This is a genomic window from Tractidigestivibacter sp., assembly GCF_050946515.1.
GTDB lineage: Bacteria > Actinomycetota > Coriobacteriia > Coriobacteriales > Atopobiaceae > Tractidigestivibacter.
Genome location: NZ_JBMNUX010000008.1, coordinates 61,435 through 83,946, shown reverse-complemented (window position 1 = coordinate 83,946; position 22,512 = coordinate 61,435). Strand labels below are relative to the sequence as shown.

The 22,512-nt window shown below is 62.2% G+C and carries 26 protein-coding genes and 1 pseudogene; 13 read left to right on the top strand and 14 right to left on the bottom strand.

The features are described 5' to 3' along the window. Positions 1-27: 27 nt before the first annotated feature. The gene (locus ACOYJL_RS06535; protein ID WP_433569417.1) at positions 28-246 is read right to left on the bottom strand and encodes a DUF5714 domain-containing protein; all 219 of its coding nucleotides are present in this window, start codon (positions 244-246) and stop codon (positions 28-30) included. Positions 247-374: 128 nt separating this feature from the next. Between ACOYJL_RS06535 and ACOYJL_RS06530 the strand changes: the two genes are divergently transcribed. Next, positions 375-713: a hypothetical protein gene (locus ACOYJL_RS06530; protein WP_433569416.1), complete on the top strand. Its 339-nt coding sequence runs from the start codon at positions 375-377 to the stop codon at positions 711-713. 142 nt (positions 714-855) lie between these two features. Here the strand turns inward: ACOYJL_RS06530 and ACOYJL_RS06525 are convergent, their stop codons facing one another. Then, on the bottom strand, positions 856-2,751 hold the full coding sequence (locus ACOYJL_RS06525; protein WP_433569415.1) for a heavy metal translocating P-type ATPase: 1,896 nt from the start codon (positions 2,749-2,751) through the stop codon (positions 856-858). 156 nt (positions 2,752-2,907) lie between these two features. On the opposite strand from ACOYJL_RS06525, the gene ACOYJL_RS06520 reads away from it, so the two are divergent. Further along, entirely contained in the window at positions 2,908-3,468 is a 561-nt protein-coding gene (locus ACOYJL_RS06520; protein WP_433569414.1) for a TetR/AcrR family transcriptional regulator, read from the top strand. Between the two features lie 35 nt (positions 3,469-3,503). Here ACOYJL_RS06520 and ACOYJL_RS06515 read toward each other — a convergent pair whose 3' ends face one another. The 3 genes from ACOYJL_RS06515 to ACOYJL_RS06505 all read right to left on the bottom strand — a co-directional run bounded on the left by ACOYJL_RS06515 (position 3,504) and on the right by ACOYJL_RS06505 (position 6,388). Further along, positions 3,504-4,202 (bottom strand): hypothetical protein, encoded by a 699-nt coding sequence (locus ACOYJL_RS06515; RefSeq protein WP_433569413.1) that lies wholly within the window; start codon positions 4,200-4,202, stop codon positions 3,504-3,506. A 141-nt stretch (positions 4,203-4,343) separates the two neighbouring features. Further along, entirely contained in the window at positions 4,344-5,381 is a 1,038-nt protein-coding gene (locus ACOYJL_RS06510) for an ATP-binding protein (protein ID WP_433569412.1), read from the bottom strand. A gap of 119 nt (positions 5,382-5,500) precedes the next feature. After that, positions 5,501-6,388, bottom strand: a complete 888-nt coding sequence (locus ACOYJL_RS06505; protein WP_433569411.1) for a LysR family transcriptional regulator — start codon at positions 6,386-6,388, stop codon at positions 5,501-5,503. Between the two features lie 151 nt (positions 6,389-6,539). On the opposite strand from ACOYJL_RS06505, the gene ACOYJL_RS06500 reads away from it, so the two are divergent. The 5 genes from ACOYJL_RS06500 to ACOYJL_RS06480 are packed head-to-tail and all read left to right on the top strand — an operon-like array spanning position 6,540 to position 10,161. After that, the gene (locus ACOYJL_RS06500; protein ID WP_433569410.1) at positions 6,540-7,514 is read left to right on the top strand and encodes an alpha/beta hydrolase; all 975 of its coding nucleotides are present in this window, start codon (positions 6,540-6,542) and stop codon (positions 7,512-7,514) included. Positions 7,515-7,565: 51 nt separating this feature from the next. Further along, positions 7,566-8,732, top strand: coding sequence for an iron-containing alcohol dehydrogenase (locus tag ACOYJL_RS06495; protein WP_433569409.1), 1,167 nt, complete (start codon positions 7,566-7,568; stop codon positions 8,730-8,732). Further along, positions 8,732-9,253 carry a cyclophilin-like fold protein gene (locus ACOYJL_RS06490; protein WP_433569408.1) on the top strand — a complete coding sequence of 174 codons (522 nt, stop codon included), beginning with the start codon at positions 8,732-8,734 and terminating at the stop codon, positions 9,251-9,253. The genes ACOYJL_RS06495 and ACOYJL_RS06490 overlap by 1 nt, the downstream gene beginning before the upstream one ends. A gap of 9 nt (positions 9,254-9,262) precedes the next feature. Further along, positions 9,263-9,637 (top strand): cyclophilin-like fold protein, encoded by a 375-nt coding sequence (locus tag ACOYJL_RS06485; RefSeq protein ID WP_433569407.1) that lies wholly within the window; start codon positions 9,263-9,265, stop codon positions 9,635-9,637. A gap of 2 nt (positions 9,638-9,639) precedes the next feature. Further along, complete coding sequence (locus ACOYJL_RS06480; RefSeq protein WP_433569406.1) at positions 9,640-10,161, top strand: flavodoxin family protein; 522 nt, start codon at positions 9,640-9,642, stop codon at positions 10,159-10,161. 91 nt (positions 10,162-10,252) lie between these two features. Here the strand turns inward: ACOYJL_RS06480 and ACOYJL_RS06475 are convergent, their stop codons facing one another. The 3 genes from ACOYJL_RS06475 to ACOYJL_RS06465 all read right to left on the bottom strand — a co-directional run bounded on the left by ACOYJL_RS06475 (position 10,253) and on the right by ACOYJL_RS06465 (position 11,703). Next, positions 10,253-10,903, bottom strand: a complete 651-nt coding sequence (locus ACOYJL_RS06475) for a vWA domain-containing protein (protein WP_433569405.1) — start codon at positions 10,901-10,903, stop codon at positions 10,253-10,255. Between the two features lie 107 nt (positions 10,904-11,010). Next, positions 11,011-11,190, bottom strand: coding sequence for a hypothetical protein (locus tag ACOYJL_RS06470; RefSeq protein WP_433569404.1), 180 nt, complete (start codon positions 11,188-11,190; stop codon positions 11,011-11,013). Positions 11,191-11,412: 222 nt separating this feature from the next. Next, positions 11,413-11,703 (bottom strand): antibiotic biosynthesis monooxygenase family protein, encoded by a 291-nt coding sequence (locus tag ACOYJL_RS06465; protein WP_433569403.1) that lies wholly within the window; start codon positions 11,701-11,703, stop codon positions 11,413-11,415. Positions 11,704-11,851: 148 nt separating this feature from the next. Here ACOYJL_RS06465 and ACOYJL_RS06460 point away from each other — a divergent pair, with 148 nt between their 5' ends. After that, positions 11,852-12,259 carry a winged helix-turn-helix transcriptional regulator gene (locus ACOYJL_RS06460; RefSeq protein ID WP_433569402.1) on the top strand — a complete coding sequence of 136 codons (408 nt, stop codon included), beginning with the start codon at positions 11,852-11,854 and terminating at the stop codon, positions 12,257-12,259. 7 nt (positions 12,260-12,266) lie between these two features. On the opposite strand, the gene ACOYJL_RS06455 is transcribed toward ACOYJL_RS06460, so the two are convergent. Genes ACOYJL_RS06455 through ACOYJL_RS06445 form a run of 3 tightly spaced genes read right to left on the bottom strand, consistent with a single transcriptional unit; the run spans position 12,267 to position 14,595 of the window. Further along, positions 12,267-13,187: an SIR2 family NAD-dependent protein deacylase gene (locus tag ACOYJL_RS06455; protein ID WP_433569401.1), complete on the bottom strand. Its 921-nt coding sequence runs from the start codon at positions 13,185-13,187 to the stop codon at positions 12,267-12,269. Next, positions 13,138-13,920 (bottom strand): protein-ADP-ribose hydrolase, encoded by a 783-nt coding sequence (locus ACOYJL_RS06450; RefSeq protein WP_433569400.1) that lies wholly within the window; start codon positions 13,918-13,920, stop codon positions 13,138-13,140. Before ACOYJL_RS06450 ends, ACOYJL_RS06455 begins: the two co-directional genes overlap by 50 nt. Before the next feature lie 39 nt (positions 13,921-13,959). After that, positions 13,960-14,595, bottom strand: coding sequence for an NAD(P)-dependent oxidoreductase (locus ACOYJL_RS06445; RefSeq protein ID WP_433569399.1), 636 nt, complete (start codon positions 14,593-14,595; stop codon positions 13,960-13,962). 134 nt (positions 14,596-14,729) lie between these two features. Here ACOYJL_RS06445 and ACOYJL_RS06440 point away from each other — a divergent pair, with 134 nt between their 5' ends. Continuing rightward, positions 14,730-15,104: a winged helix-turn-helix transcriptional regulator gene (locus tag ACOYJL_RS06440; RefSeq protein ID WP_433569398.1), complete on the top strand. Its 375-nt coding sequence runs from the start codon at positions 14,730-14,732 to the stop codon at positions 15,102-15,104. 359 nt (positions 15,105-15,463) lie between these two features. Here the strand turns inward: ACOYJL_RS06440 and ACOYJL_RS06435 are convergent, their stop codons facing one another. Further along, positions 15,464-16,036: a flavin reductase family protein gene (locus ACOYJL_RS06435; protein ID WP_433569397.1), complete on the bottom strand. Its 573-nt coding sequence runs from the start codon at positions 16,034-16,036 to the stop codon at positions 15,464-15,466. A 182-nt stretch (positions 16,037-16,218) separates the two neighbouring features. On the opposite strand from ACOYJL_RS06435, the gene ACOYJL_RS06430 reads away from it, so the two are divergent. Continuing rightward, positions 16,219-17,202, top strand: a complete 984-nt coding sequence (locus ACOYJL_RS06430) for a type I phosphomannose isomerase catalytic subunit (RefSeq protein WP_433569396.1) — start codon at positions 16,219-16,221, stop codon at positions 17,200-17,202. A 179-nt stretch (positions 17,203-17,381) separates the two neighbouring features. On the opposite strand, the gene ACOYJL_RS06425 is transcribed toward ACOYJL_RS06430, so the two are convergent. Beyond that, complete coding sequence (locus tag ACOYJL_RS06425) at positions 17,382-18,731, bottom strand: MATE family efflux transporter (protein WP_433569395.1); 1,350 nt, start codon at positions 18,729-18,731, stop codon at positions 17,382-17,384. A gap of 416 nt (positions 18,732-19,147) precedes the next feature. Between ACOYJL_RS06425 and ACOYJL_RS06420 the strand changes: the two are divergent. The 3 genes and pseudogenes from ACOYJL_RS06420 to ACOYJL_RS06410 all read left to right on the top strand — a co-directional run. Beyond that, a pseudogene (locus tag ACOYJL_RS06420) lies at positions 19,148-19,306 on the top strand (mannose-6-phosphate isomerase); the annotation flags it as partial. A 37-nt stretch (positions 19,307-19,343) separates the two neighbouring features. After that, positions 19,344-19,487 (top strand): hypothetical protein, encoded by a 144-nt coding sequence (locus ACOYJL_RS06415; RefSeq protein ID WP_433569442.1) that lies wholly within the window; start codon positions 19,344-19,346, stop codon positions 19,485-19,487. A 303-nt stretch (positions 19,488-19,790) separates the two neighbouring features. After that, a complete protein-coding gene (locus ACOYJL_RS06410) occupies positions 19,791-21,221 on the top strand; it encodes a Wadjet anti-phage system protein JetD domain-containing protein (protein WP_433569394.1) in 1,431 nt (476 codons plus the stop codon). Between the two features lie 114 nt (positions 21,222-21,335). On the opposite strand, the gene buk is transcribed toward ACOYJL_RS06410, so the two are convergent. Further along, positions 21,336-22,511, bottom strand: a complete 1,176-nt coding sequence (buk, locus tag ACOYJL_RS06405) for a butyrate kinase (RefSeq protein ID WP_433569393.1) — start codon at positions 22,509-22,511, stop codon at positions 21,336-21,338. Position 22,512 lies beyond the last annotated feature (1 nt).

Sequence of the window (22,512 nt, the reverse complement as noted above, 5' to 3'; positions counted from 1 at the left end):
CGGGTTATAGGGGTATGCCGCTCCCATTCAGACGGAGTTGGCTTCCATCGAGCGGCAGATGGGAGTCCGATCTGGCATGGAAAGGTTGCAGCCGAAGTCATTGTTGAAGGTCCGCGTGGCCTCGTCCACCGCGATGCGCGAGTCGCGCTTGCAGCAGCGCGGGCTGCCTGTGCGGGCAATGCCTCCTGACCATTTACGGAACGACGCGCGGAAACATCGAGAGAATGCCGTTTGATTATCTCCCATGGCAGTGGGGGCTCTCCACTCTGCGAGCCCGCCGCCATCTGCATGCCGCGCAGAATCGCTAACGAACGTCGCGTAAAATCGCTAGTGAATTATCTCTGATACTTGCCTGAACCGAAAGGGAAGTTGTCGTGGCGAAGGATGACGATTGGGAGACGCCGGTCACGGATCCGCCCCCGTTGAGCAACCCGTGGGGGACGCTGCTCGCGGCGGTCGCGCTCTGGCTGGAGTGGCGTTGGTTTGTCAGATACCTACCCGTTGTGTACGGCGTGGCGACCATGGTCCTTACGGTTGCGTTCTACGAGCTCTTCCGGTGGCTGCGCCGTTCTCTTCAAAGGCACCACCGCAGGAGATGGTCGTGGGCCATGCCGCTGCCAGTGTATGTGGTGATCGCCGGCTTTAGCTCGGCGATCTTCGCGATGATGATCGTCATCTACGTTTCCGACCTTATGGGGGTGCCGTTCCTCTAAGCTGCGCAAGTCATGCTTCTGGGCACCATCGTGGTTTGAGTTTCGCCACCAATCCGCCGATTCGGCTGCCTAAGCCGCCTCACGAGAAGCAGCCCATGGCATCGTCTGCGGTCGAAGCGCGCCATCCGAGTGGGGACGACGTCTAGTCCTTGCCTCCACGGAGCAGGAAGAGCGAGTTCAGCACCACGAAGACGGACCCCGCGTTGTGAACGAGAGCCCCGATCACGGGGTCAAGCACGCCCGTCGCCGCAAGGGCCGTTGCGACGGCATTGATGCAGAGCGAGATGATGATGTTCTGCCGAATCTTGGCCAGCGTGCGGCGCGAGAGGTCAATGAGGTAGGGCACGCGCGAGATGTCGTCTTTCACCAGCACCGCGTCGGAGGACTCGATGGCAACGTCCGAGCCGATGCCGCCCATGGCGATGGCGGCGTCAGCGGTCGCGAGGGCAAGGGCGTCGTTGACGCCGTCGCCAATCATGCAGACCTTGTTTCCCTCCTGCTGGTAGTGCTTGATTTGCGCCTGCTTGTCCTCGGGGAGCATCTCGCTTATGTGCTCGCTCACGCCCGCCTGGCGCGCCAGCTCGCGCGCGGGCACCTCGGCGTCGCCCGTCAGAAGCACGGTTTTGACGCCCTCGGTCTGTAGGCTCTTCATCGCAGTCGGGACTTCCGGTCGCAGCATGTCGGCAAGCGCGATGCGCCCCACGGCTTGCCCGTCCATGGCGAGAAGAACTATTGTCTCGCCGCGGCCTTCTCTCCATGCGCTCGCTGTGGGCTCAAGGTTGACTCCCTCCGCAGCTAGCAGGTCCGGCTTGCCCACCAGGACCTCGTGCCCGTCGCAGGTGGCCGCGATGCCTCTGCCCGCAAGCACGCGGAACCCCGACGCCGCGGGCACTTGGAGGTCGCGGCGTGCGCACTCGCTTGCGATGGCGCGCCCGATGGGGTGCTCGGAGCCCGATTCCGCTGCGGCGGCAAACCGAAGCACGTCGTCGCTCCCGAGCTCTGGCGCGAGCGACTCGACGGCGCTCACCTTGAGCGCCCCCTGTGTGAGAGTGCCGGTCTTGTCAAAGGCGATAAGGTCGATCGCCCCAAAGCGCTGCAGCGCCTCTCCTGACTTCACGATGATTCCGTAGCGCGTGGCGTTTCCGATGCCCGCCATGACCGCCGTGGGGGTTGCCAGCACGAAGGCGCAGGGGCAGACCACCACGAGCACCGTCACTGCCCGCAGAAACGCCGCGGACGTGTCGCCCAGCACTGCCCAGTTCACACAAAACGTCACCAGGGCCGCCGTCGCTGCGGCAATCACGAGCCAGGCCGCCCACTTGTCCGCCAGAGAGACTATGGGCGCCTTGCTCTTCTCGGCCTCCTCGGCCAGGCGAACCATCCGCTGAAGCGAGCTGTCGCGCTCCTCGGCGGTTGCGCGGTACTCGAAGACGCCCATGCCGTTTATGGTGCCGCTCACAACTTGGTCGCCCACGCCCTTGTCTACCGGCAGTGACTCTCCGGTCATGGCTGACTGGTCCACCGAGGTCTCGCCCCGTGTGATCTTGCCGTCCACGGGAATGGTCTCTCCTGCGTGCACGACTACCGTGTCGCCCACGCGAACCTCCTCCGCGCCCACGACGAGCTCGTGCCCGTCGCGGCGCACGCGCGCCTGGCGCGGTAGCATCTCCACAAGCTTGCTAATGCCGCTTTTCGCCTTGGCTGCGGTGTAGTCCTCCAGCGCGGAGCCGATTTCCATTATCAGGGCGACCTCGCCCGCGGCGAAGTACTCGTTGGCGATAAGCGAGCCCACGAGCGCCAGCGAGACGAGCACGTCTGCGGTGATGTCGTGCTCAGTCACCACGGCCTTGACGGCGCCCACCACGATGGGCACCCCGCACAGGGCAATCGCAATCCAGGCCATGTCCAGCCCAAACGGCAGCGTCGCCCACCTGCCAAGGCTCACCACTAGGGCAATGGCAGAAATCACCATTCGCACGATGCGAAACTTCGCCTCGTCCGACACGATCCCACGGATCTTCTCGCGGATCTTTGCCATGGCTTTGCCCCTCCATGCCGACTGCCGCTCAACCGTTTGATAGCGAACAAAATGTTCTGTAACATGAGCTTATTGGGGAGACGGCGTCGCGGCAATGGACGACAAAGCTGTTTCGTCCGTTACCGAACATCGGGGCCAATTTGTACGGGAGCCAGCATGGATCGCAGGCAGCGCAAGTCACGCGAGGCAATCTTCTCCGCATTCAGCGAGCTTCTGGCCGAGAAGAGCTTCAGCTCGATCACGGTGCAGGAGATCATTGATAGGGCGGACGTTGGCCGCACCACGTTCTACGCCCACTTTCCCACCAAGGACGCGCTGCTCGAGGCGATGTGCGCCGACATCTTCGACCACGTGTTCGGCGAGCAGGACCACGGCGAGGCGACGCATGACTTCTCGGACAAGCCAGCCGACCTGCGCTCGCACCTCACGCACCTGCTCTGCCACCTCCGCGACCGCAGGTCGGACATGACGGGACTCATAGCAGGGGAGAGCGGAGACCTCTTCATGGGCTACTTCTGCGATTGCCTGCGCAGCGAGCTCTCCTGCGTGGACGAGCTTGCTCCCGCTGGCGTGCCGCGCGAGTACGCGGAGGCGTTCTATGTGAGCTCGTTCGCCGAGCTCGTGCGCCTGTGGGTCCGCGAAGGCATGGTCACAGACCCCGCGACCGTGGTGAGCTACTACCTTGCTATGGCGGGGTCGCGCGACGACGTGGCGTAGAGCGTCTCTTTGCGCGTGCCCCTGCGCCTACGGGGTCAGCTCGAGGAGTCCAGCAGGTCCCTTATCACCTCATAGCCGTAAGCGAGGCCTGAGTAGTCCGATCCGGACAGGTCGAACGATTCCGGAATCTCATAGGAGTAGAAGTCCGCGCTGACCACCACGCGCGAGCTGGGAAGGTACTCAACGGTGGCAATGACCTGCGCGTACGTGCCGGCGTCCTCGCGGGATTCGTCGTATGCCTGCATGTTGCGTCTCGACGCCCAGAAGCCGACCTCCTCGCCCGTGCCGACGTCGGTTCCGCTGAGCGTGATTATGGCTCCGCGCCTTCCCATTCCGCAGCTAACACCAGAGAGGTGCGCGACCTCCGGGGAGGAGAGCCGTAGCAGGTCCATGCAGCACATGACGCAGGTGTATGCAGCAACGACCACGACGAGCGTTTGGAGAATAGCTTCCCCTACGTTGGCAATGCGCCTCCTGACTGTGCCGCTTCCTGAGCGGGCGTCCTGTTCGTCGGCATTTCCGCCCTGCTTGGGCGTCCTCGCCTGACGGATGCTCCTCATTGCATAGGGCGCAAGGTATGCGACTAGTATCCCCGAGGTCACAAGACGGCACCAGAAGAGCGCTAGCCCGTCGAAGAGAAGACCCCCGAAGAGGGCGAGGAGGGTCGCTGCCACTATGAGGGCGATGAGAGGTATTGGCATGTCGTGTGAGGTGCCCTCTTGTGTTTGGGTCATACGTCCTCCTTGCGTGTTTGTCATGCGGCATCTCGCTGCCGCCGAAGGGGCATGTCATGCAGCGCGAGCCGTGCTCGTCAGTGGGTGCCGGCACCCTCGACTACGCCCTTGAACTCGTCGAGGAACGCCTGCGTCTGGCGCTCATTCCCACTGTGCGAGCGCGAACTCACCAAAGAACGGCAGCGTAAAGCGCAGGTAGCCTCGAGTAGTACCGTTGACGATTCCCTTTTTTATCAGTCGCATCCGATAGGGGTTGAACTGGTCTGTCGTCATGCCCAAGGTCTCTCTGATGCCCAGAATCCTTCCATCGGGAGACGCGGCGATAGCGCGGGCAACGTCCTTGTCCCTCTTTGAGAGCTCGGACCAGATTTTCTCGTAGGAGTACTCCTCGAGATACTGCCTGTAGTCACCGATTACATCGCGCCATCTTCCCGAGGCGTTCCAAGCCAGGTAGCCCAGGACCTGGAACGCATAGGAGTAGCCCTTGGTGAGGGCTGCCATCTCGTGCGCCTCCTCGCTGCCGAGGCCGAAGGTCTCCTGGTAGTTGGCGGCAATGGCATTGAGGTTCAACGGGTTCAGCTCGATTTTCGGCGCGCGATAGAGAAACGTGAGGTTCTTGGTGTTCTGCAGCTCACGCACGTTCTCGTAAAGGCCGGTGACAAGGAGGAATATCGGGAGGTTCTGCCGCATGAATATCTGGAAGGAGCCGGCAAACTCACGCATCGTCTGGGTGTTCGAAACCTCATCGATCTCCACGAGCACCCGTTTGCCGTGCTTGTCCAAGCTCTCGAGCATGCGCGTGAGGGCGGTTTCTATGTCCGTTATCGGCGCTGTGCCGCTGACCTTAAGCCCGAACCCGAAGAATGAGAGGTTGATCTCTGCTTGCTTGAATAGTTGTGCAAGAGAGTTCACGCTGGCCAGCTTGGCTGCCAGAGACGTGAGAAGGTCTCTGTTGGGGTTAAGCTCAACGACAATCCAGTCGTCTCTTTTTCTGAGACGACTAGCGATTTCGGTGAGAAACACCGTCTTTCCGACCCCTCGGACGCCAGTGATGACATATATCTGCTGCGATGGCTCTTCTGCAGTGAACGTTTGGACTATCTCATCACGCGGAGCGATGCGCGATATGAGCTGAGATGGGGCTTTTCCGAATGACAAGGAATAGGGGTTCTTGTCCATTCTTTACTGTCCTTTACTGTTTGGAATAACCTTTACTGTCTTTTACTGTTTTAGCAGACTTTTACTGTTTTTTACTGTTTTGGTTTGCGAGTGCCGGCGAAAGGACGCGACCCGGAGCTTTAAAGGCGATCCGTCCCTTGGACAACAGCCTTGAGCTCGTCGAGGAACGCCTGCGTCTGGCGCGTGGGGCGGACCTTTCTCCAGAGCACGCCGTGCTTCGCCTCGAGCCTAGGGGAGAGCTCCCTGAACACGAGCGAGCTGCGGTCGCGGTCGTCCACGAGCCCGCCGTAGCTCACGAGCGCGCCCATGCCCTCCTCGGCTAGGAAGCGTGCGTTGAGCGGCAGGCTGTAGGTTGCCGCAACGTCCATCTGGGAAAGCCTCTCGCCCGCCCATGCCCCAAAGGTGCGATGGTTCCCCTGACTTGACAGAATCACGGGCGTGCCGACAAGGTCGTCGGCGGTCACGACGTCGAGCCTTGCCAGCGGGGAGTCCTCCTTTACGTAGACGCCCCAGACGTCGCCCACGGGAAGCTCGAGCACGTTGAGGTCGGAGTGGGGCTGGGTGTCGCATTCCAGAAGGACGTCAAAGTATCCGTGAAGGAAGTCATCCATGAGCGCGTCGGCCGTCCCGTCATGCACGTCGAAGGTGACGCTGGGATAGCGCTTGCGGGTCCTCTCCATGGCGCGGGCGAGAAGGGCTATCGCCTTGGTCTCGCCGGCTCCGATGTGCACGACGCCCGAGACTGCGCTGGTTGGTGCCGCGACCTCCTCCTCCGCCTTCTCTGCGAGCTCGAGGATGCGGCGGGCGTGGCGGTTGAGCGTGACGCCTGCCTCGGTGAGCTCGATGCCCGCGTGGCCGCGCTCAAAGAGGGGCCGGCCCATCTCGCGCTCCAGCTGTGCGAGCTGCCGGGACAGCGTAGGCTGCGTTACGTGCAGCGCCTTGGCGGCGCCAGTCACCGTCCCCTCGTCCACGAGCGCCACGAAGTAGCGAAGCGTCCTGAGCTCCATTGGTCCCTCCAAACCATGCCTTGTAAGCATAGAAACTCTTTAAAAGTAAGCATTGGTAATGGTAGCAAACCCGAGCGAATATAGATGCAGACGAAAGGAGAGCGCCACTGACGGCGATGCCGGCTGGCGCGCAAAGCAAAGGAGAAAACGCATGTTCAAGACCGAGAACCTCAACCTCACCCAGGAGTGGGACAAGAAGTTTGCGAAGTCCGACAAGGTCGACCACGACAAGGTCACCTTCGTCAACCGCTACGGAATTACGCTTGCCGCCGACCTCTACAAGCCGAAGGACGCCAAGGGCACCCTCGCCGCGGTTGCGGTGTCCGGCCCGTTCGGCGCCGTGAAGGAGCAGTCGTCCGGGCTCTACGCGCAGACGCTCGCGGAGCGCGGCTTCCTTGCCATTGCCTTCGACCCCTCGTTCACCGGTGAGTCTGGCGGCGCGGTCCGCAACGTGGCGTCGGCAGACGTGGCCACTGAGGACTTCCAGGCCGCGGTCGACTACCTGAGCTGCCGCGACGACGTGGACCCCGAGCGGATTGGCATTGTGGGCATCTGCGGCTGGGGCGGCATGGCGCTGAACGCCGCCGCGCTTGACACGCGCGTGAAGGCCACGGTGACCTCAACGATGTACGACATGACCCGTGTCACCGCCAATGGCTACTTCGACTCCGAGGACAGCGCCGAGCAGCGCCACCAGAAGAAGGTAGCGCTCAACGCCCAGCGTATCGCCGACTACAAGGCGGGCTCCTACGCTCGCTCGGGCGGCCTTCCCGACGTCGCCCCCGATGACGCCCCGCAGTTCTTCAAGGACTATGTGGAGTACTACAAGGGCCGCGGCTACCACCCGCGCTCGGTCAACTCCAACGGCGGCTGGAACGTGACCTCCGACCTCGGCCTGCTCAACTATCGCATCCAGTGCTATGCCGGCGAAATCGAGAGCGCCGTCCTCATGGTCCACGGCGAGAAGGCGCACTCGCGCTACTTCTCGGAGGACGCGTTCAAGCTCCTCAAGGGCGACAACAAGGAGCTCGTGATCGTGCCGGGCGCCAACCACACCGACCTCTACGACACCGACAAGATCCCCTTCGACAAGATCGAGCAGTTCCTCCGCACCTACTTGGGATAGCGACCCTGTTACAGCAAGACACGAGGTACATGACACAGAGAGGAAGCCGAAATGCTCGGAGACTTTACCTATGAGAACCCATGCCGCGTCCACTTTGGGCCCAACGCCCTGGACGAGTTGCCCGGCGAGCTTGCCAAGTTCGGACCGAAGGTCATGCTCACCTATGGCGGCGGCTCCATCAAGCGCAACGGCGTCTACGACAAGGTCATGGCAGCGCTCGAGGACGCCGGCAAGACCGTGATCGAGGTCGGCGGAGTCATGAGCAACCCCACCGCGGAGAAGCTCCGCGAAGGCGCCAAGATTGCACGCGAGAACGACGTCGACCTGATTCTGGCCGTCGGCGGCGGCTCTACGATCGACTACGCCAAGGGTGTCTCTGTCTCCGCCTGGACCGAGGGCGACCCTTGGGAGCACCTGTACCTGCACATGGAGCAGCCCACTGGGAGGATTATCCCTGTGGGTGACGTGCTAACCATGAGCGGCACGGGCTCTGAGATGAACGCTGGGTCGGTCATCACCAACCACGAGCAGGGACTCAAGATCGGGCACGTCTTCGGCGCCAACGTGATTCCGCGCTTCGCAATCGTGAACCCCGAGCTCACCTTCACCGTGCCTGCCTACCAGATGCGCGCCGGCATCTTCGACGCCTTCAACCACCTGCAGGAGCAGTACTTCTCCGGAACCGACGACAACACGAGTGACTACATCTCGGAGGGGCTCATGCGCTCGCTGGTGCACGCCAGCCGCATCGCCGTGAAGGAGCCCACCAACTACGAGGCGCGCTCCAACATCAGCTGGGTCTGCACCTGGGCCCTCAATACCCTCGTCGAGTGCGGAAAGACGACCGACTGGGAGGTCCACATGCTGGGGCAGGCCATCGGGGCCGTCACCAACGCGACGCACGGCATGACGCTTTCCGCAGTGGCGCTGCCATACTACCGCCTGATCATGCCCTATGGCGTGGACAAGTTCGCCCGCTTCGCGACGAACGTCTGGGGCATCTCTCCCGAGGGCAAGTCGAATGAGCGGCTGGCCAAGGAAGGCCTTGAGGCGCTCTCCAACTGGATGGATGAGATCGGCGTCGTCAAGCACGCAAGCGAGCTCGGCCTCACCGAGGAGCTCATCCCGGAGGCGGTCAAGGGCACGATCATCCTCGACGGTGGCTATCACAAGCTCACGACCGACGAGGTCGAGCAGATCTTCCGCGAGAGCCTGTAATGCTTACGAGGCGAGAGTTTCTTGCGACTGCTGCAATGGCGGCAAGCCTTCCGCTTGCCGCCTGCGGGCAGGACGGGTCGCAGACGGAGGAAGCCACGGACACCATGACTGAGACCGATGCAACGACAGATGCCACGACGACCACGACATCGACGACGTCAGAGGAGGACTCCATGAAGACGTTTGAGCTTGAGGTCGGGGAGCGCGCGTTCACCGGCAGCTTCGCGGACACGGAGGCCGCCGATGAGCTGGCAAGCCAACTGCCCCTCTCGCTCGAGATGAACGAGCTCTCGGGGAACGAGAAGTTCTGCTACACAGACCAGGAGTTCCCGGGTGAGGAAGAGGTGCCAAGCGAGCTGCATGCCGGCGAAATCTGGATCTACTCCGGCAGCTGCATCGTTTTGTTCTACAAGAATCATGCGAACGCTGGATACAGCTACAAGTTTGTTGGGTCGCTCGACGACGCAAGCGGGCTCGAGGAAGCCGTCGGCACGGGCAGCGTCGAGATTACGTTGAGATAGGAGCCAATGATGGCAGACAAGATTCGTCTTAAGTTTGGGGATGCGGACGTCCTCGCACAGCTCAACGATACAGAGACCGCCCACGCCTTCTCGTCCCACCTCCCGCTGACCGTTCATGTGAGCGGGACAGGCGTGGACTTCTGCGGTCGCATGCCCTTCTCGCTTCCCTACGAGCAGGAGCAGGTCCATAACGGATGGACCAACGGCGACGTCAACTACAACCCTGGCGGCGGATGGCTGGCCGTGCTGTATGACGGCGAGAAGGGCTCCGAGCGCTATGGCGACCAGGTCGTGATGGGTAAGATCGTCCCCGAGGACCTGCCGCGGATGCAGGAGCTCTCGGGTGGCTATGACCTCGTCATCGAACGCGTGGAGGGGGAGTAGAGATGAGGATTGTCGTGCTGAGCGGCTCGCCGAGGAAGAACGGCGGCACCCGTGCGATGGTGAAGGCCTTCGCCGAGGGCGCGCAGTCCGCGGGTCATGAGGTCAGGGTGTTCGACGTCGCCGACATGAACATCGCGGGCTGCCGCGCCTGCGAGTACTGCCACACCAAGGGCAACGGGGCGTGCGCGCAGAAGGACGACATGGGCGCCGTCTATGACGAGTGGAACAAGATGGACATGCTCGTGATGGCGTCGCCGATCTACTACGGCTCGATTTCCGGACAGCTTGCTTGCGCCCTGCATCGCACGTATGCGCTCGGCATCCCGAGGCGCTGCTCGAAGACGGCGCTTTTCCTCTGCTCCGGCGCCCATGGCGTCTACGACGCCGCCGAGACGATCTATCACGGTTACGTGCAAGGATACTTCGGATGCAAGGACATGGGCGTCTTTGAGGCGACGACGGGAGAGGCCAGCTCTCCTTCCATGCAGAAGGCTCTCTACCAGTTTGGAGCCCAGCTCTCCTAATACAGAATTTGGTGTGTCCCTTTTTTGCCCCTCCTCACGTGGCGGCCATGGAGCCTTTGTTCTCCATGGCCGCCATTTTGCTTACCTGCGCCTAGTTTTTGTTCCCGCGGCGCTCATAGTCCTCGTCGATGCCTACGCGCCAATCCTCTGCGACCTCTCCGTCCTCGCGAAAAGACATTGCGGCCATGGCGATTCCGTCAAAGGCGCGCGCTGACCCGCACGAATCGCTCATGTAGTCGACCGACCTCTGGGGCGCAAATCCCATAGAGCTTCCCACGTCGACGGCGTCGATGTTCGCTCCAAGGAAGATGAACTCCCAGCCTGCGCGCTCATGGGCGTGAATCATCTCCTTCACCTGGCCAAGGGCGAAGCGGCGGCTCGCGTTCTCGAGGCCGTCAGTCGTCACGACGACCATCGTGCGGGCGGGGACGTCCTCGCTGCGGGCGTAGCGGTGGGCAAGGTCGATGCGCTCGATCGTCTCGCCTACGGCATCGAGCAGAGCCGTCGAGCCGCGGACCCAGTAGTCTTTCTGGGTGATCGGACGAACCTTCTGGATGTCCATTCGGTCGTGAAGCCATTCGACCTCGTGGTCGAACAGGACAGTCGAGACGATTGCCCTTCCTGGCGCCGCTTTCTGCGTCCTGAGCAGCGAGTTGTAGCCGCCAATGGTGTCGGCCTCGAGCCCGGACATCGATCCGCTGCGGTCGAGCACGAACGCCAGCTCAGTCAGGTTCTCGTTCATGGTGCTCCCCTCGGTTGGGAGGCGGCCAGTTCCGCCTCGGCATCATTCAACTTCAGGAGCGTCGACAAGAGGTCGCCTGCCAGGCGACATTTGCAAAGCGCGTGGGCTTATGACCCAAGGAGCGGCTGGTCGTAAGCGTAGAGCGCCTGGTTGATGGTCATCACGTCATAGACTCCGTTGCGGATGTAGTGCGCGCAGATGATGTCGAAGGGGCTCGAATTCGAGAGCGCGAACCCTGCCTTGAAGAGCAGCTCGTCCGTCTCGTCGAGCGAGAGCCTGAGCGCCACGGCAAACGCAATGGCTGTGCGCTTGCTCGGCCGATATCCCGGGCTTGAGCGAATCTTCGAGAAGAGCCGGCATGCGCGACCTCTTTAGGTAGTGCCTATACGTTGACCTAGCATAGCCCAGCTCTCATAAGCTTGGTCTCGGACCGCGAGCTGCCCTGTGGAGAAAAAGAGCCCCGGTCGCGTCTTTCGCATGGACGCGGACCGGGGCGTTGCCGTCCAGCTTTACGCTACGGTGTAGAAGCGGATGTCAGGGTCAGCCGCCCAGGTGGGCTTGAGGCCGGGGGCGACCTTCTGGGTGAAGAGCTCGGAGTCCAGATACGCCTTCGCGTGCTCCATGCTGTCGAAGCCGTGGATCACCTGGACGTCCTCGTCGCGGACGAGCAGCTCCTTGGTGAGTGCGCCGGGGATGGTGTCCAGGAACGGCTGGCGATAGTCGAAGAAGACCTTCGCCGCGGCCTCGCGGTTCTCGGGGTTGACCTTCATGATGACCTGCAGATATGCCTTGACTGCCATGATGAGTCCTTTCGTCTTGGAGGCGGCCGGTCCGTCTCTCTTTACGACTCCAAGGTAGACAAGTTGCTCAAAAATAATAAGATATCAGTGTAATTATGAGTTACTAAACATTTTAATAGTGACTTTTATCTGCGACTTTAGGAGTGCCATGGCGAGAAAGCGTAAGCTCGAGAAGGATATTCGCTGTCCCTTGGAGTACGGGCTCGACATCTTCGGCGGCAAGTGGAAGAGCCGCATCATCTGCGTGCTGGGCGCCAAGGGCACGCTTCGCTATGGCGAGCTGCGCGACGAGATGGCAAACGTGACCGACGCGGTGCTTTCCTCCGCGCTCAAGGAGCTCATGGCGTCGGGGATCGTGGCGCGCAAGAGCTTCGACGAGATTCCTCCGCACGTTGAGTATTCGCTCACCAAGCGCGGACAGTCCGTGGTCCCCATCCTGCAAGACATCTGCCGCTGGGCGGGCCTCACCTACCGCGAGGTCACTTCCGACGCGCCACGCCAGTGCCAGACCTGCGACTATGTGGACGTCAATGTGGTGGAGGGCTCCTCGCGATAGCGGGGCCCTACTTTGCCAGCGCGTCGACAACCTGGGCGATGTCGGCGTCCAGCAGGATCGACCGGTCGGCAATCTGGCTTGGCGCAAAGGACTCCCCAAGGTTCACGCACGCGTAGGTTGCCTCGCGGTTCTCCGCGACGCGGCGCCAGAACGGCAGCTTGATGATGCCGGGAGTGTTGCCTCCGACGCCCAGCTCAAGGTAGAGCACGCGTCCATGCGAATGCTTGCGCAGGTAGCGGTCGTAGCGACGGCTTGCCTCGTGCCAGCCCTTGTCCTCTACGAAGCTGTCGTCGCAGCGCAGGTTGGTGGTCATGGGCCGGCCGCAGACGGGGCAGTGTGGCACGAGCTCCTCGGGCACCGAGAGGTCCAGCGCCTCGTCGCTCACGCCCGCCGCCCGCTGCGCGGCGATCTTCTCGTCCACCGCTGCGGCCATGGCTCTGACCTGCTGCTCGTTGTCATAGGTCTTGGCGTGGCAGGGCTTCGAGCACTGGAAGAGGCCGTAGTCGCCTTGGGTGTAGAAGAGCTTGTCGTGCGGCTCGCTCGCAAGCTGGAGCTGGTGGTCAACGTTGGTAGTCAGCACGAAGTGGTCACGCTCGGAAAGAAGGTCCACCAGCTGCTGGTAGGTTTTGCCGACGCCCGCCTCGTAGCGGTTTGCCAGGATGCTCTTGCTCCAATAGCCCCAGAACTCGGCGAGCGTGTCATAGGGGTAGAAGCCGCCGGAATACATGTCGCTAAAGCCATAGCGCTTGCGCCATGGTCCGAGCCAGCGCTCGAAGCGCTCGCCCGAGTAGGTGAAGCCCGCGGCGGTCGAAAGACCAGCTCCCGCGCCGACCACGATTGCGTCCGCCTGGTCAAAGGCCTCTTGCAGCCGTGCGAGCTCAGCCGAGAAGTTCCTGGTAGATGCCAAAGTCAGCGTTTGAGAAGACATCGAAGACCACCTTCATGTTGGAGTGTTCAGAGAGAAATGAGCGAACGGAGTCGACGGCGACCTTTGCAGCCTTGCGCTGGGGGTAGCCGAACTCGCCGGTCGAGATGCAGCAGAAGGCTACTTGCGAGAGTCCGCGCTCGTGCGCGAGCTCGAGGCACGACTGGTAGCAGCTGGCAAGGAGCGCCTGGTCGTGGCGGGAAGGGTGGCCGTCGGGGACGATCGGTCCTACCGTGTGGAGCACGTTTCTCGCCGGCAGGTTGAAGCCTGGCGTGATTTTTGCCCTGCCGGTGGGCTCGGGGGCGCCCTGCTCGTCCATGAGCTCGGCGCAGGCGAGGCGCAGCCGCACTCCCGCTGCCGTATGGATGGCGTTGTCGATGCAGCCGTGGCAGGGGACGAAGCAGCCGAGCATCTGCGAGTTGGCGGCGTTCACGATTGCGTCTGTGGCAAGCCGGGTGATGTCGCCTTGCCAGAGCGAGACCTGTGGCTCGTCTGGGCGCACGGGGGCGAGCTCACTTGCGTCCACGATGCCGCGCTTGCGGGCCCGCTCCTTCAGATACGCGTCCTCTACCTGCAGGTACTCAGCCGAGGCGGGGCGGGGAGGCCGCACGTTCACAAGAGACCGATACAGCATGAAGCGTTCGCTCTCGTCTTCCGGAATCGTCAGCCCGGCGTAGCGCGCGTCCTCTGCGACGAGCGCCTGTATCAGCCAGCAAAGCCGTTCGCGTTGGTCCATCCCCGTCCCCTTTCGTGTGCTTTGTGCTATGAGCCGTCGCTAGGCGCGCACGACGGAAATGCGCTGCTGGATGTGGGCATCGCTGGTGCGCTCGGCCTCGTCGAGCAGCGCGATGGCAAAGTCAGCGTAGCTGATGATCGACTCGCCGCGGTCGTTGGGCTTGAGCTCCTCGCCTGCCAGCAGGTACTTTCCGGTGCGCTCGCCCTCGGCCTGGAAGTCGGCGGCGGGGGAGATGTAGGTCCAGCGCACGTCGTCGCGCTGTCGCAGCTCGCCGAGCGCCTTGCCCATGGCTGCGGCCAGCGGCTTGAAGGCGTCGGGGAAGTCGGGCGAGTCGGCAAGCTGGGCGGTGTGCTCGGGGTTCAGGTAGAGGCTGCCGGCGCCGCCGACCACGATCAGGCGCGTGCTCGTTCCGGAAAGGATGTCGCAGAGGTGCTTGAGCGAGGTAGAGTGCTGCGGAAGCGCGTCGGGCGTCCAGGCGCCGAAGGCGTCAACCACCACGTCGAAGCCCGCGAGGTCCTCTGGCGTGAGGTCGAAGAGGTCCTTGACGAGTGCCTTCTTTGCCGCGGTCTTGTTTTGGCCGCGCACGACAGCGCATACGTCGTGGCCGCGACGGAGGGCCTCCTCAACCACGAGCTTGCCTTCCTTGCCGTTTGCTGCGATGACTGCGATTTTCATGACTGTCTCCTTTCTTGCGGGCGCTCTCTGCGCCCGTTTACTTTGGACAGCCTTATCATGCAAGGAAAGGTATACTGTTGTAAGTAAGCACTTAAAAGTGCTGTAGGCACCAAATAGAAACTATCGAGGTAGATATGCCTAAGGCAGCCACATCTTCTTCACAACTGAGCTCTCAGGAGCTTCTTGAACAGCTTCCACCTTGCCCGGTGGAGACGACGCTCACGCTGATCTCAAACCGCTGGCGCGTGCTGATTCTGCGCGACCTCATGGACGGACCGCGACGCTTCACGCAGCTCAAGAGATCGATTGGCGGCATATCCCAGAAGGTGCTCACTCAGAACTTGCGCGCTATGGAAGCGGACGGGATTCTCACGCGCACAGTCTTTCCCGAGGTTCCGCCTCACGTGGAATACGAGCTTACCGACTTGGGACGTAGCCTGAAGCCGATCTTGGACGCACTCAAGGATTGGGGCGAAGGTTACAAGCACCAGCTGGCTAGCGCAGAGTAGGCACTTCCACGCGGATGGGCGGCGTCCGTGCGCCGAACTCGCCTTAGTGCGAAAAATCCCCGCCGCGCTGCACCGAACCCGCCTTAGTGCAGGCCCTGGTCGGGTCCCCGAAGGGGCCGACGGGTACCGCCTCGGGTCATCTCCCCGCAAAGCCGCAGGTAGAGCGTTTGCGCGATTCCGGCTCCTGTGCGCCCGCTTCGGAATGCGCTCCAAAGGGGCCTGCACTAAGGCGGGTTCGGTGCAGCAAGAGTCCCAAAACTCGCACTAAGGCGAGTTCGGTGCAGGCGAGGCGCCGAAGGAAAGAAAAGCGCCGCTCCGGGTATCCCCGGAACGGCGCTTTAAGTAGCGCGCAGAGCGCGCTACTTCTTCATGAGCTCCATGCCAGAGCTCCATGCCTGGCCAACCTTGTCGCCAATGGCGTAGTAGCCGTTCTGAAACTGGTCGAAGCAGAAGGCGCCCAGCTTGGTGGGGTCGACCTTCCCGCTCTCGTCCAGCACGCGGTCTTCGGCGAGGACCCCGACGATTCTTCCCACCACGCGGTATCCGTTGGCGGCCTGCCCCATCTCGACTACCTCGCACTCAAGTGTCAGGGGGAACTCGTTTACGATAGGCGCGTTGACCTTTTTGCTCTTGGTTGCCGTGAGACCCGAGCGCTCAAACTTGTCGTCCATCTTGTTGCCAGAAGCGATGCCAAAGAAGTCGGCCTCCTTTATGTGGTCAACGTCGGCAACCGAGAGCGTAAACGCGTGGTTCCTCTTGATGTTTGCCGTGGTCTTGTGCCGCTCGTTGATGTTGAGAGACACCATGTCGTTCGCGCAGATGCCGCCCCAAGCCATGTTCATCACGTCGACTGAGCCGCCCTCGTTATACGTGGCAATCATCAACACCGGCATAGGAAACAGATAGGGATGCACCCCAAGCTCTTTCTTCATGAATGGCTCCTTTCAAACTGTGGTCGCGCAGATGAGATATACCCGTCCGCTTGGGTTTTCCCGTCGTTCCCCAGTGCGCGAGAAGATTGGGCAGAAGTCTTGCATATCCCACTCTTCAGGCGTACAGGACTGATATCCTCGACGTTGCATCTAAGCTGCTTACTCTGATGGGAGACGCTCTCATGGCAGACACTATTGCCGCAACCAATCCTGACCTCATCTTCTTGAGGCCGGTGTTCCACGAGAAGATTTGGGGCGGGCGCGAGCTGGCGGACCGCTTCGGCTACGACATCCCCGACGGTCCAGTGGGGGAGTGCTGGGGCATCAGCGCGCACCCGAACGGCGACTGCCTTGTGGACGGCGGAGAGTTTGAAGGCAGCTACCTCTCCGACCTGTGGCGCGACCACCACGAGCTCTTCGCCGGTGCCGAGGGCGACCGCTTCCCCCTGCTGATCAAGATCCTGGACGCTCGCGACAACCTCTCGGTGCAGGTGCACCCAGACGACGCCTACGCGGCCGAGCACGAGAACGGCTCGCTTGGCAAGCGCGAGTGCTGGTACGTGATTGACGCCAAGCCGGGCACGCAGATCATTGTGGGCCAGCGTGCCAAGAGCCGCGAGGAGCTCGCCGCCATGATCGCCGACGGCCGCTGGGATGACATGCTGAACAAGGTGCCCATCAAGGCGGGCGACTTCTTCCGCATCGAGCCCGGCACAATGCATGCCATCATGGGCGGCACACTCATCCTTGAGACCCAACAGTCCTCAGACGTCACCTACCGCGTCTACGACTTTGACCGCGTACAGCCGGACGGGACCAAGCGCCCGCTTCACATCCAGCAGTCGCTCGACGTCGTGGACTACGACCAGATTCCCCCGACCTCGGGCGAGGTCACCGCTCCCGAGGCGGATGGCGTGACCGAGCTCATGAGCTGCCCCAACTTCGACGTCGAGCGCGTGCGCGTCTCGGGCGAGAAGACCTTGGCGCAGCCATGGCCGTTCCTGTGCCTCTCCGTGATCGAGGGCGAGGGGTCGGCGCGCGACGGCGCCGGCGTCGAGCACGCCGTGAAGGCGGGCAGCCACTTCTTGGCACCTGCGGGCTCGGGCGACGTCGCGCTTTCGGGAGAGATGATGCTCATCTGCTCGCACCTTCCCAGCAATTCGTAAGCGCGTCAATAAAGTCTCCAGAGGCATTTCGGTCTAAGGCGGACGGCGACAAGAGGGGGAAGCCCCTCCTGCCGCCGCCTTCGTCTTCCGCTCACAGCCTCTGTTCTCACCTCGCTACGATTCATGCGTAATATGCCTGACGAAGCTGCCGAGTCAGTTAAGGCCGTGGGTGCGTAGCTCTAGGCGGCCACGGCTGTCTGAGCCATGTGCGCGAACTCCTCCCGTCGAATCTTGAAGTAGATGATGTTCATGGCGACCCCCATGCCTGCCCACGAGAGCGGGAAGATAATTACCAGGTCAAGGTAAGTGGTCATGCCCGTGAGTGGCATGACCACCCATACCCAAAGGATGCGGACCACGCACGATCCTATGGCGGTGATCACGGTGGGGACGGTAGAGTGACGCATGCCGCGCAAGCAGCCGCCCGGCACTTCGTAGGTCCCTGATATGCCATTGAGCATCGTCACGAAGAGAATGCGAAGCTCAGCATAGGGAATCACACCGGGGTCGGACGTGAATATGAGCACAAGGCTGCTGCGAAAGACGGCGATCGTGACGGCCAGCGCACTGGAGAGACCGATGCCCAGCAACATGCCCGCGCGGTATACGCGACGGCATCGTGCCGGGTCTCGAGCCGAGAAGTTCGCGCTGGTAAACGTGGTCGCCCCCTGTGCAAACGCATAGACCACGTAGTACGTGAGGTACTCGAAGCTGAGAGCGGCGGCATTGCCGTCAATGACCTCGGGTCCGAACGCATTGATGCCCGCCTGGATAATCATGTTGGAAACCGAGAAGATTGCTCCCTGCAGGCCGGCGGGAAGTCCCACCGAGAGGATTGTCCGAAGGTAGCGGCGCTCGATGCGCAGCGCGTGGGGGCTGAAGTGGATGTCGCCTGTGTCGCGCGCGAGCATGAGGAGCACCGCGCCTGCGCTGAAGGCGTTTGCGATGACGGTGGCGATGGCTGCCCCAGCGATGCCCATGCCGACTCCCGCTACGAGCAGCAGGTCGAACACGAGGTTAATCACCGACGACACGGCCAGCACGTACATCGGGCGCGAGCTGTCGCCGCTGCCGCGAAGCACTGACGCCGCGAAGTCATACACCAGTTGGAATGCGATGGCGACGAAGAATATCCGCAGGTAAATGACAGCATCCCCGATAACGCTTTCGGGGGTGGACATGATGCGGAGTAGTGGGTCTGCAAGAGCCTCGCCCAGTGCGATGGTTATGAGACCGCACACGAGCGAGAGCATGATGCCCGTGTGCTCAGCGGGCTCTATGCGCTTGCGCTCGCCCGATCCTATCAAGCTGGCGACGCACACGTTCAGACCGAGCGAGATACCGGTGAACAGCGTCACCATCAGGTTAATCAGCGGACCGGAGGCGCCGACAGCTGCCTGTGCGGTAGTGCTGTCAAACCGACCGACAACCGCGACGTCGGTCGAGTTGAACAGTTGCTGCAGGATGCCCGCCGCCGCGAGAGGCAGGGCAAAACGCACCAGTTTGCCCGCGATGGGGCCGTTAAGCATGTCTATACCCCTACTGCCACGCGATTCCGCCATGGACCTCGGTCATCTCCCAAATTGGTTGCTAGCTGGGGAGGTAAGTCGCCGCCCCAAACACCGATTCTAGGGAGTGGCCGCCATGTGGGCAATTCGTCGAGCATGCCCCAAACGCACTGCTTTCATAACCATCGGCGATGCGAGAAAAACGTCTAACGGTGTGATTTACCAGGCATCTTTTTGAATCTCCGCCATAGCTGCCAATCGTTCAGAAAGCGATGGTATGCCATTGGTGCATAGCAATCGGCCAAATCGGAATGCCCCTGCGGGAATCTTCACGGGCCATGGGCTTCTCACCAAGGTGACCGTTTCATCGGTATTGTCGAGAAGGGCTTGCTCGCTGAGTACTGCAGTTGTCCCAAGCACAGAAGACCGACCACCGCATGCACTGCAAGCCATGGCCGTTCCTGTGCCTCTCCGTGATCGAGGGCGAGGGGTCGGCGCGCGACGGCGCCGGCGTCGAGCACGCCGTGAGGGCGGGCAGCCACTTCTTGGCGCCTGCGGGCTCGGGCGACGTCGCGCTCTCGGGAAAGATGACGCTCGTCTGCTCGCACCTTCCCAGTAAAGGGTCTCTCTCAGGTGGCGCACTACGAGCGGCTGGGAAGAGGCGTCGTTCGCGACGCCGTCGCCAACCTATCGGACGAGCAGTGCGAGGAGCTTGTCAAGCATATGAGGGCCATCGAGAAAATCATGGGCCTAAAGGTGCGAGAGGAAGAGAAATGAAAGTCGTCTAATACACTCCGGAGCGCACCGCATCCACATCCTGACCAACAGCTCGCTTGCGGCCGCCATCCACATCTATGAGTCGCATGGCTTCAGGCGCTACTATCCAGAAAGCGATGGCTTTGGTGGATATGAGCGCGGGGATTATGCGCTGGAGATGTTCCTGTAGCGCCACGAGCCAGCAACTTTCTTTATGTCCCTTTGAATTAGCTGCTGCTTTGGCCGCGCTGTCGCTTCGCGGCCCAGCGAACGCGGGCACTTGCCGTATCCTCTTAAGAATGAACGTTTTTGAAAGGATGTGGCATGGCGCGCAAATTGACCATAGCCGAGCACAGAGAGCTCGAGTTTCTTGACAAAAAGCTGCGCGAGGTCAGCGAGCCGCTGCTGAGGGGGAAGACGGCTGCAATCGCCAGCGCGCTCGTTCGCTCAAAGGGCGAGCTCGTTTCGGATGAGCAGCTCGACGAGATATTCTCACGCTACGACGAGGATGCAGACACGCTCAAGGGCGCGGTGCTTCAAGCGGTGCTTGTTGAGGACGACCCAACGATGGGCACGTATTCGCTGCTCCAGCCTGACGATGCATATGACGAAGACTCTGACGCAACCGTCTCCGGCGGCTCTGATGCAGCCGAGGAGGATGCGTCCACACCTCAGGATGGCGAAGACCCGACCAATGGGGGAGAGGCAACAGACGATGCAGACCCGCTCCCAGACGATGCCGCTGCAAGCGAGCCCGGCGAGAACGACCAAGATGGCGCCAAGGGGGATGATGACGCCAACGCCAGCGACGGTGCCGGTCAGTCTGAGAGCGTCGCGACAGCCGCGCCTGCCGAGCCCGCAAAGAATGCGGGCAATCACGATTCGGGCAACCATGGCGGCCCCAAGCGCCTAGCCGACGTTCCCTACGTGCGTCGCGGGGGTCCTGCAGTAAACGAGGTTCGCGAGAAGATCCTTGCCCTTGACCAGCGTTTCTGGATGAATGGCTGGCTCCTGAGCCACCCCGGAGCTTACACGCTCTACGAGCGCGAGCTCACGGGCATCAACGAGGCGCTCTCGGATGGCACCTTCTCCGGCGACATCACGCGCCGCCAGCTTGCCTACCAGCTTGGTGGCGACGAGAAGTTCTTCGAATACGGCTCCGATGGCTACAAGCTGCTGCGCGCATTGGGAATGGAGGACGTTATACGCCACCGCCCGATGCCCCGCGCCGACTTGGTGTTTCACGCGCCTCGCCTTCGCCATCACATGCGCGTTTTGGTGACGGAAAACCTCGACCCCTACCTGGACGTTCATGACATCATGTACGAGGAGGGGCGCACCACCATCTTGGGCGAGCGCATCCACGCCGTGGTGCTCGGCGCGGGCATCGTCGTGGTCGAGCGAAACCGCCTTGCGCTGCTGCTCGACACCTTGGGTGCCGATTCCGTCGAGGTGCTCTACTGGGGCGACATCGACCGCGCCGGCTTCGACGTGATGCTGCGCCTGAAGAGCGTGCTGGGAGACCGCTACCCCTTCAAGCCGTTCGTGCCTGCCTACCGGCTGATGATCGAGAAGGCCATGGAGCGCTACCCCGATCCCGCAGACAACGAGGAGACCGGACAGACGAACGTCGACGTGCCCGACCTCTCGATTCTCTGTGACGAGCTGCGCGAGGAGGAGGCAGCCTACGTGCGTGCGGTCATCGACGGCTGCCGTCTCGTGCCGCAGGAGATCGTGACTCGCAGAGACCTGTAGCTCTTGGCCTTGCCTAGCAACGAAAAGCCCCCGCCCGCACGGTGTCGCGCGGGCGGGGGCTCGTTCACAACGCTGCGTCACGAAACCAAGGCGCTCGGGTTCCGCCATCAGCGCCTAGTCGTCGAAGCCCGTGAACACAGGAACGCCGGTGTACTCGAGCGCCTGCTCTTCTCCGTCGAGCACTCGCCTTGCTCCGGCGGCCATCGCCTCGAGCTCGAACTCGCCCGGATAGGCCACGACGGGCGCAATCCACTCGCAGCGGCTTGCGACGCTGGAGACGAGCTGCGTGCTGTGGGCAAGGCCTCCTCCCAAGAGTATGGCGTCGACCTCGCCGGAGAGCACGCACGCCATCTCGCCGATGCACTTGCAGATTTGATATACCATGGCATCCCATGCCCGCTTTGCCGCCTTGTCGCCGTGGGCTGCTCGGTCAAGGACCTCGGTCGCGTCGGAGGTCCCCAGCAGGCTGACGAAGCCACCCGTCTTCATGCAGAGGCCGAGCGCCTCCCTCTCGCTATGGGTCTTCAGGTAGTCAACCATCTCGATCACGGGCACCGACCCGCAGCGGGTGGGCGCGATGGGCCCGTCTCCGCCTGCGATGTCGTTGCCATCGATCATCCGCCCATGCTGGTGGGCCGAGACCGAGATGCCTCCGCCAAGATGGCACACGATGAAGTTGCAGTCCTCGTAGCGCTTGCCGATGCTCTTGGCGTGCCGGATTGCCGTCTCCTTCAAGTTGAGCGCATGCAGGTGCACGTGGCGATACACGCCCTTGACCCCGGTCATGCGGGCAAGGTCGCAAAGCTCGTCCGTGTCGGGCGGGTTCACGACAAAGCATGGCTTCCCGCCGGGAGATGCGAACAAGGCAAACTCGTGCGCGAGCTGGCTTCCCAGCTGCGCGGGGTGCTGGATTCCGTTTGACCCTCGCTGCGCGTCGTGGAGCAGCGTGCTGTTGACGGCGTAGGTTCCTCCCGGCAGCGCCTGAAGGCCGCCCCCGCGCCCAACGAACGCGTCGATGGTGGAGAGGTCGACGCCCTTCTCGTTGAGCAGGGCCATGATCTGGTCGCGACGATAGGGCAGCTGGTCGGAGACCGTGGCAAACGTGGCGAGCTTCTCTGCGGAGTGGCGGACGGTCTCGGACAGAAGGCAGGTCTCGCCCTCAAAGAGCCCAATCTTGGTGGAGGTGGAGCCGGGGTTTATCGCCAGGACCCTCCACTGCTTGCGCGGGCTTTGCTGGGCCGCTCGGACCTCGTTCGCCACGGGCGCTGAGGGGGCAGGTTGTGCATTCATG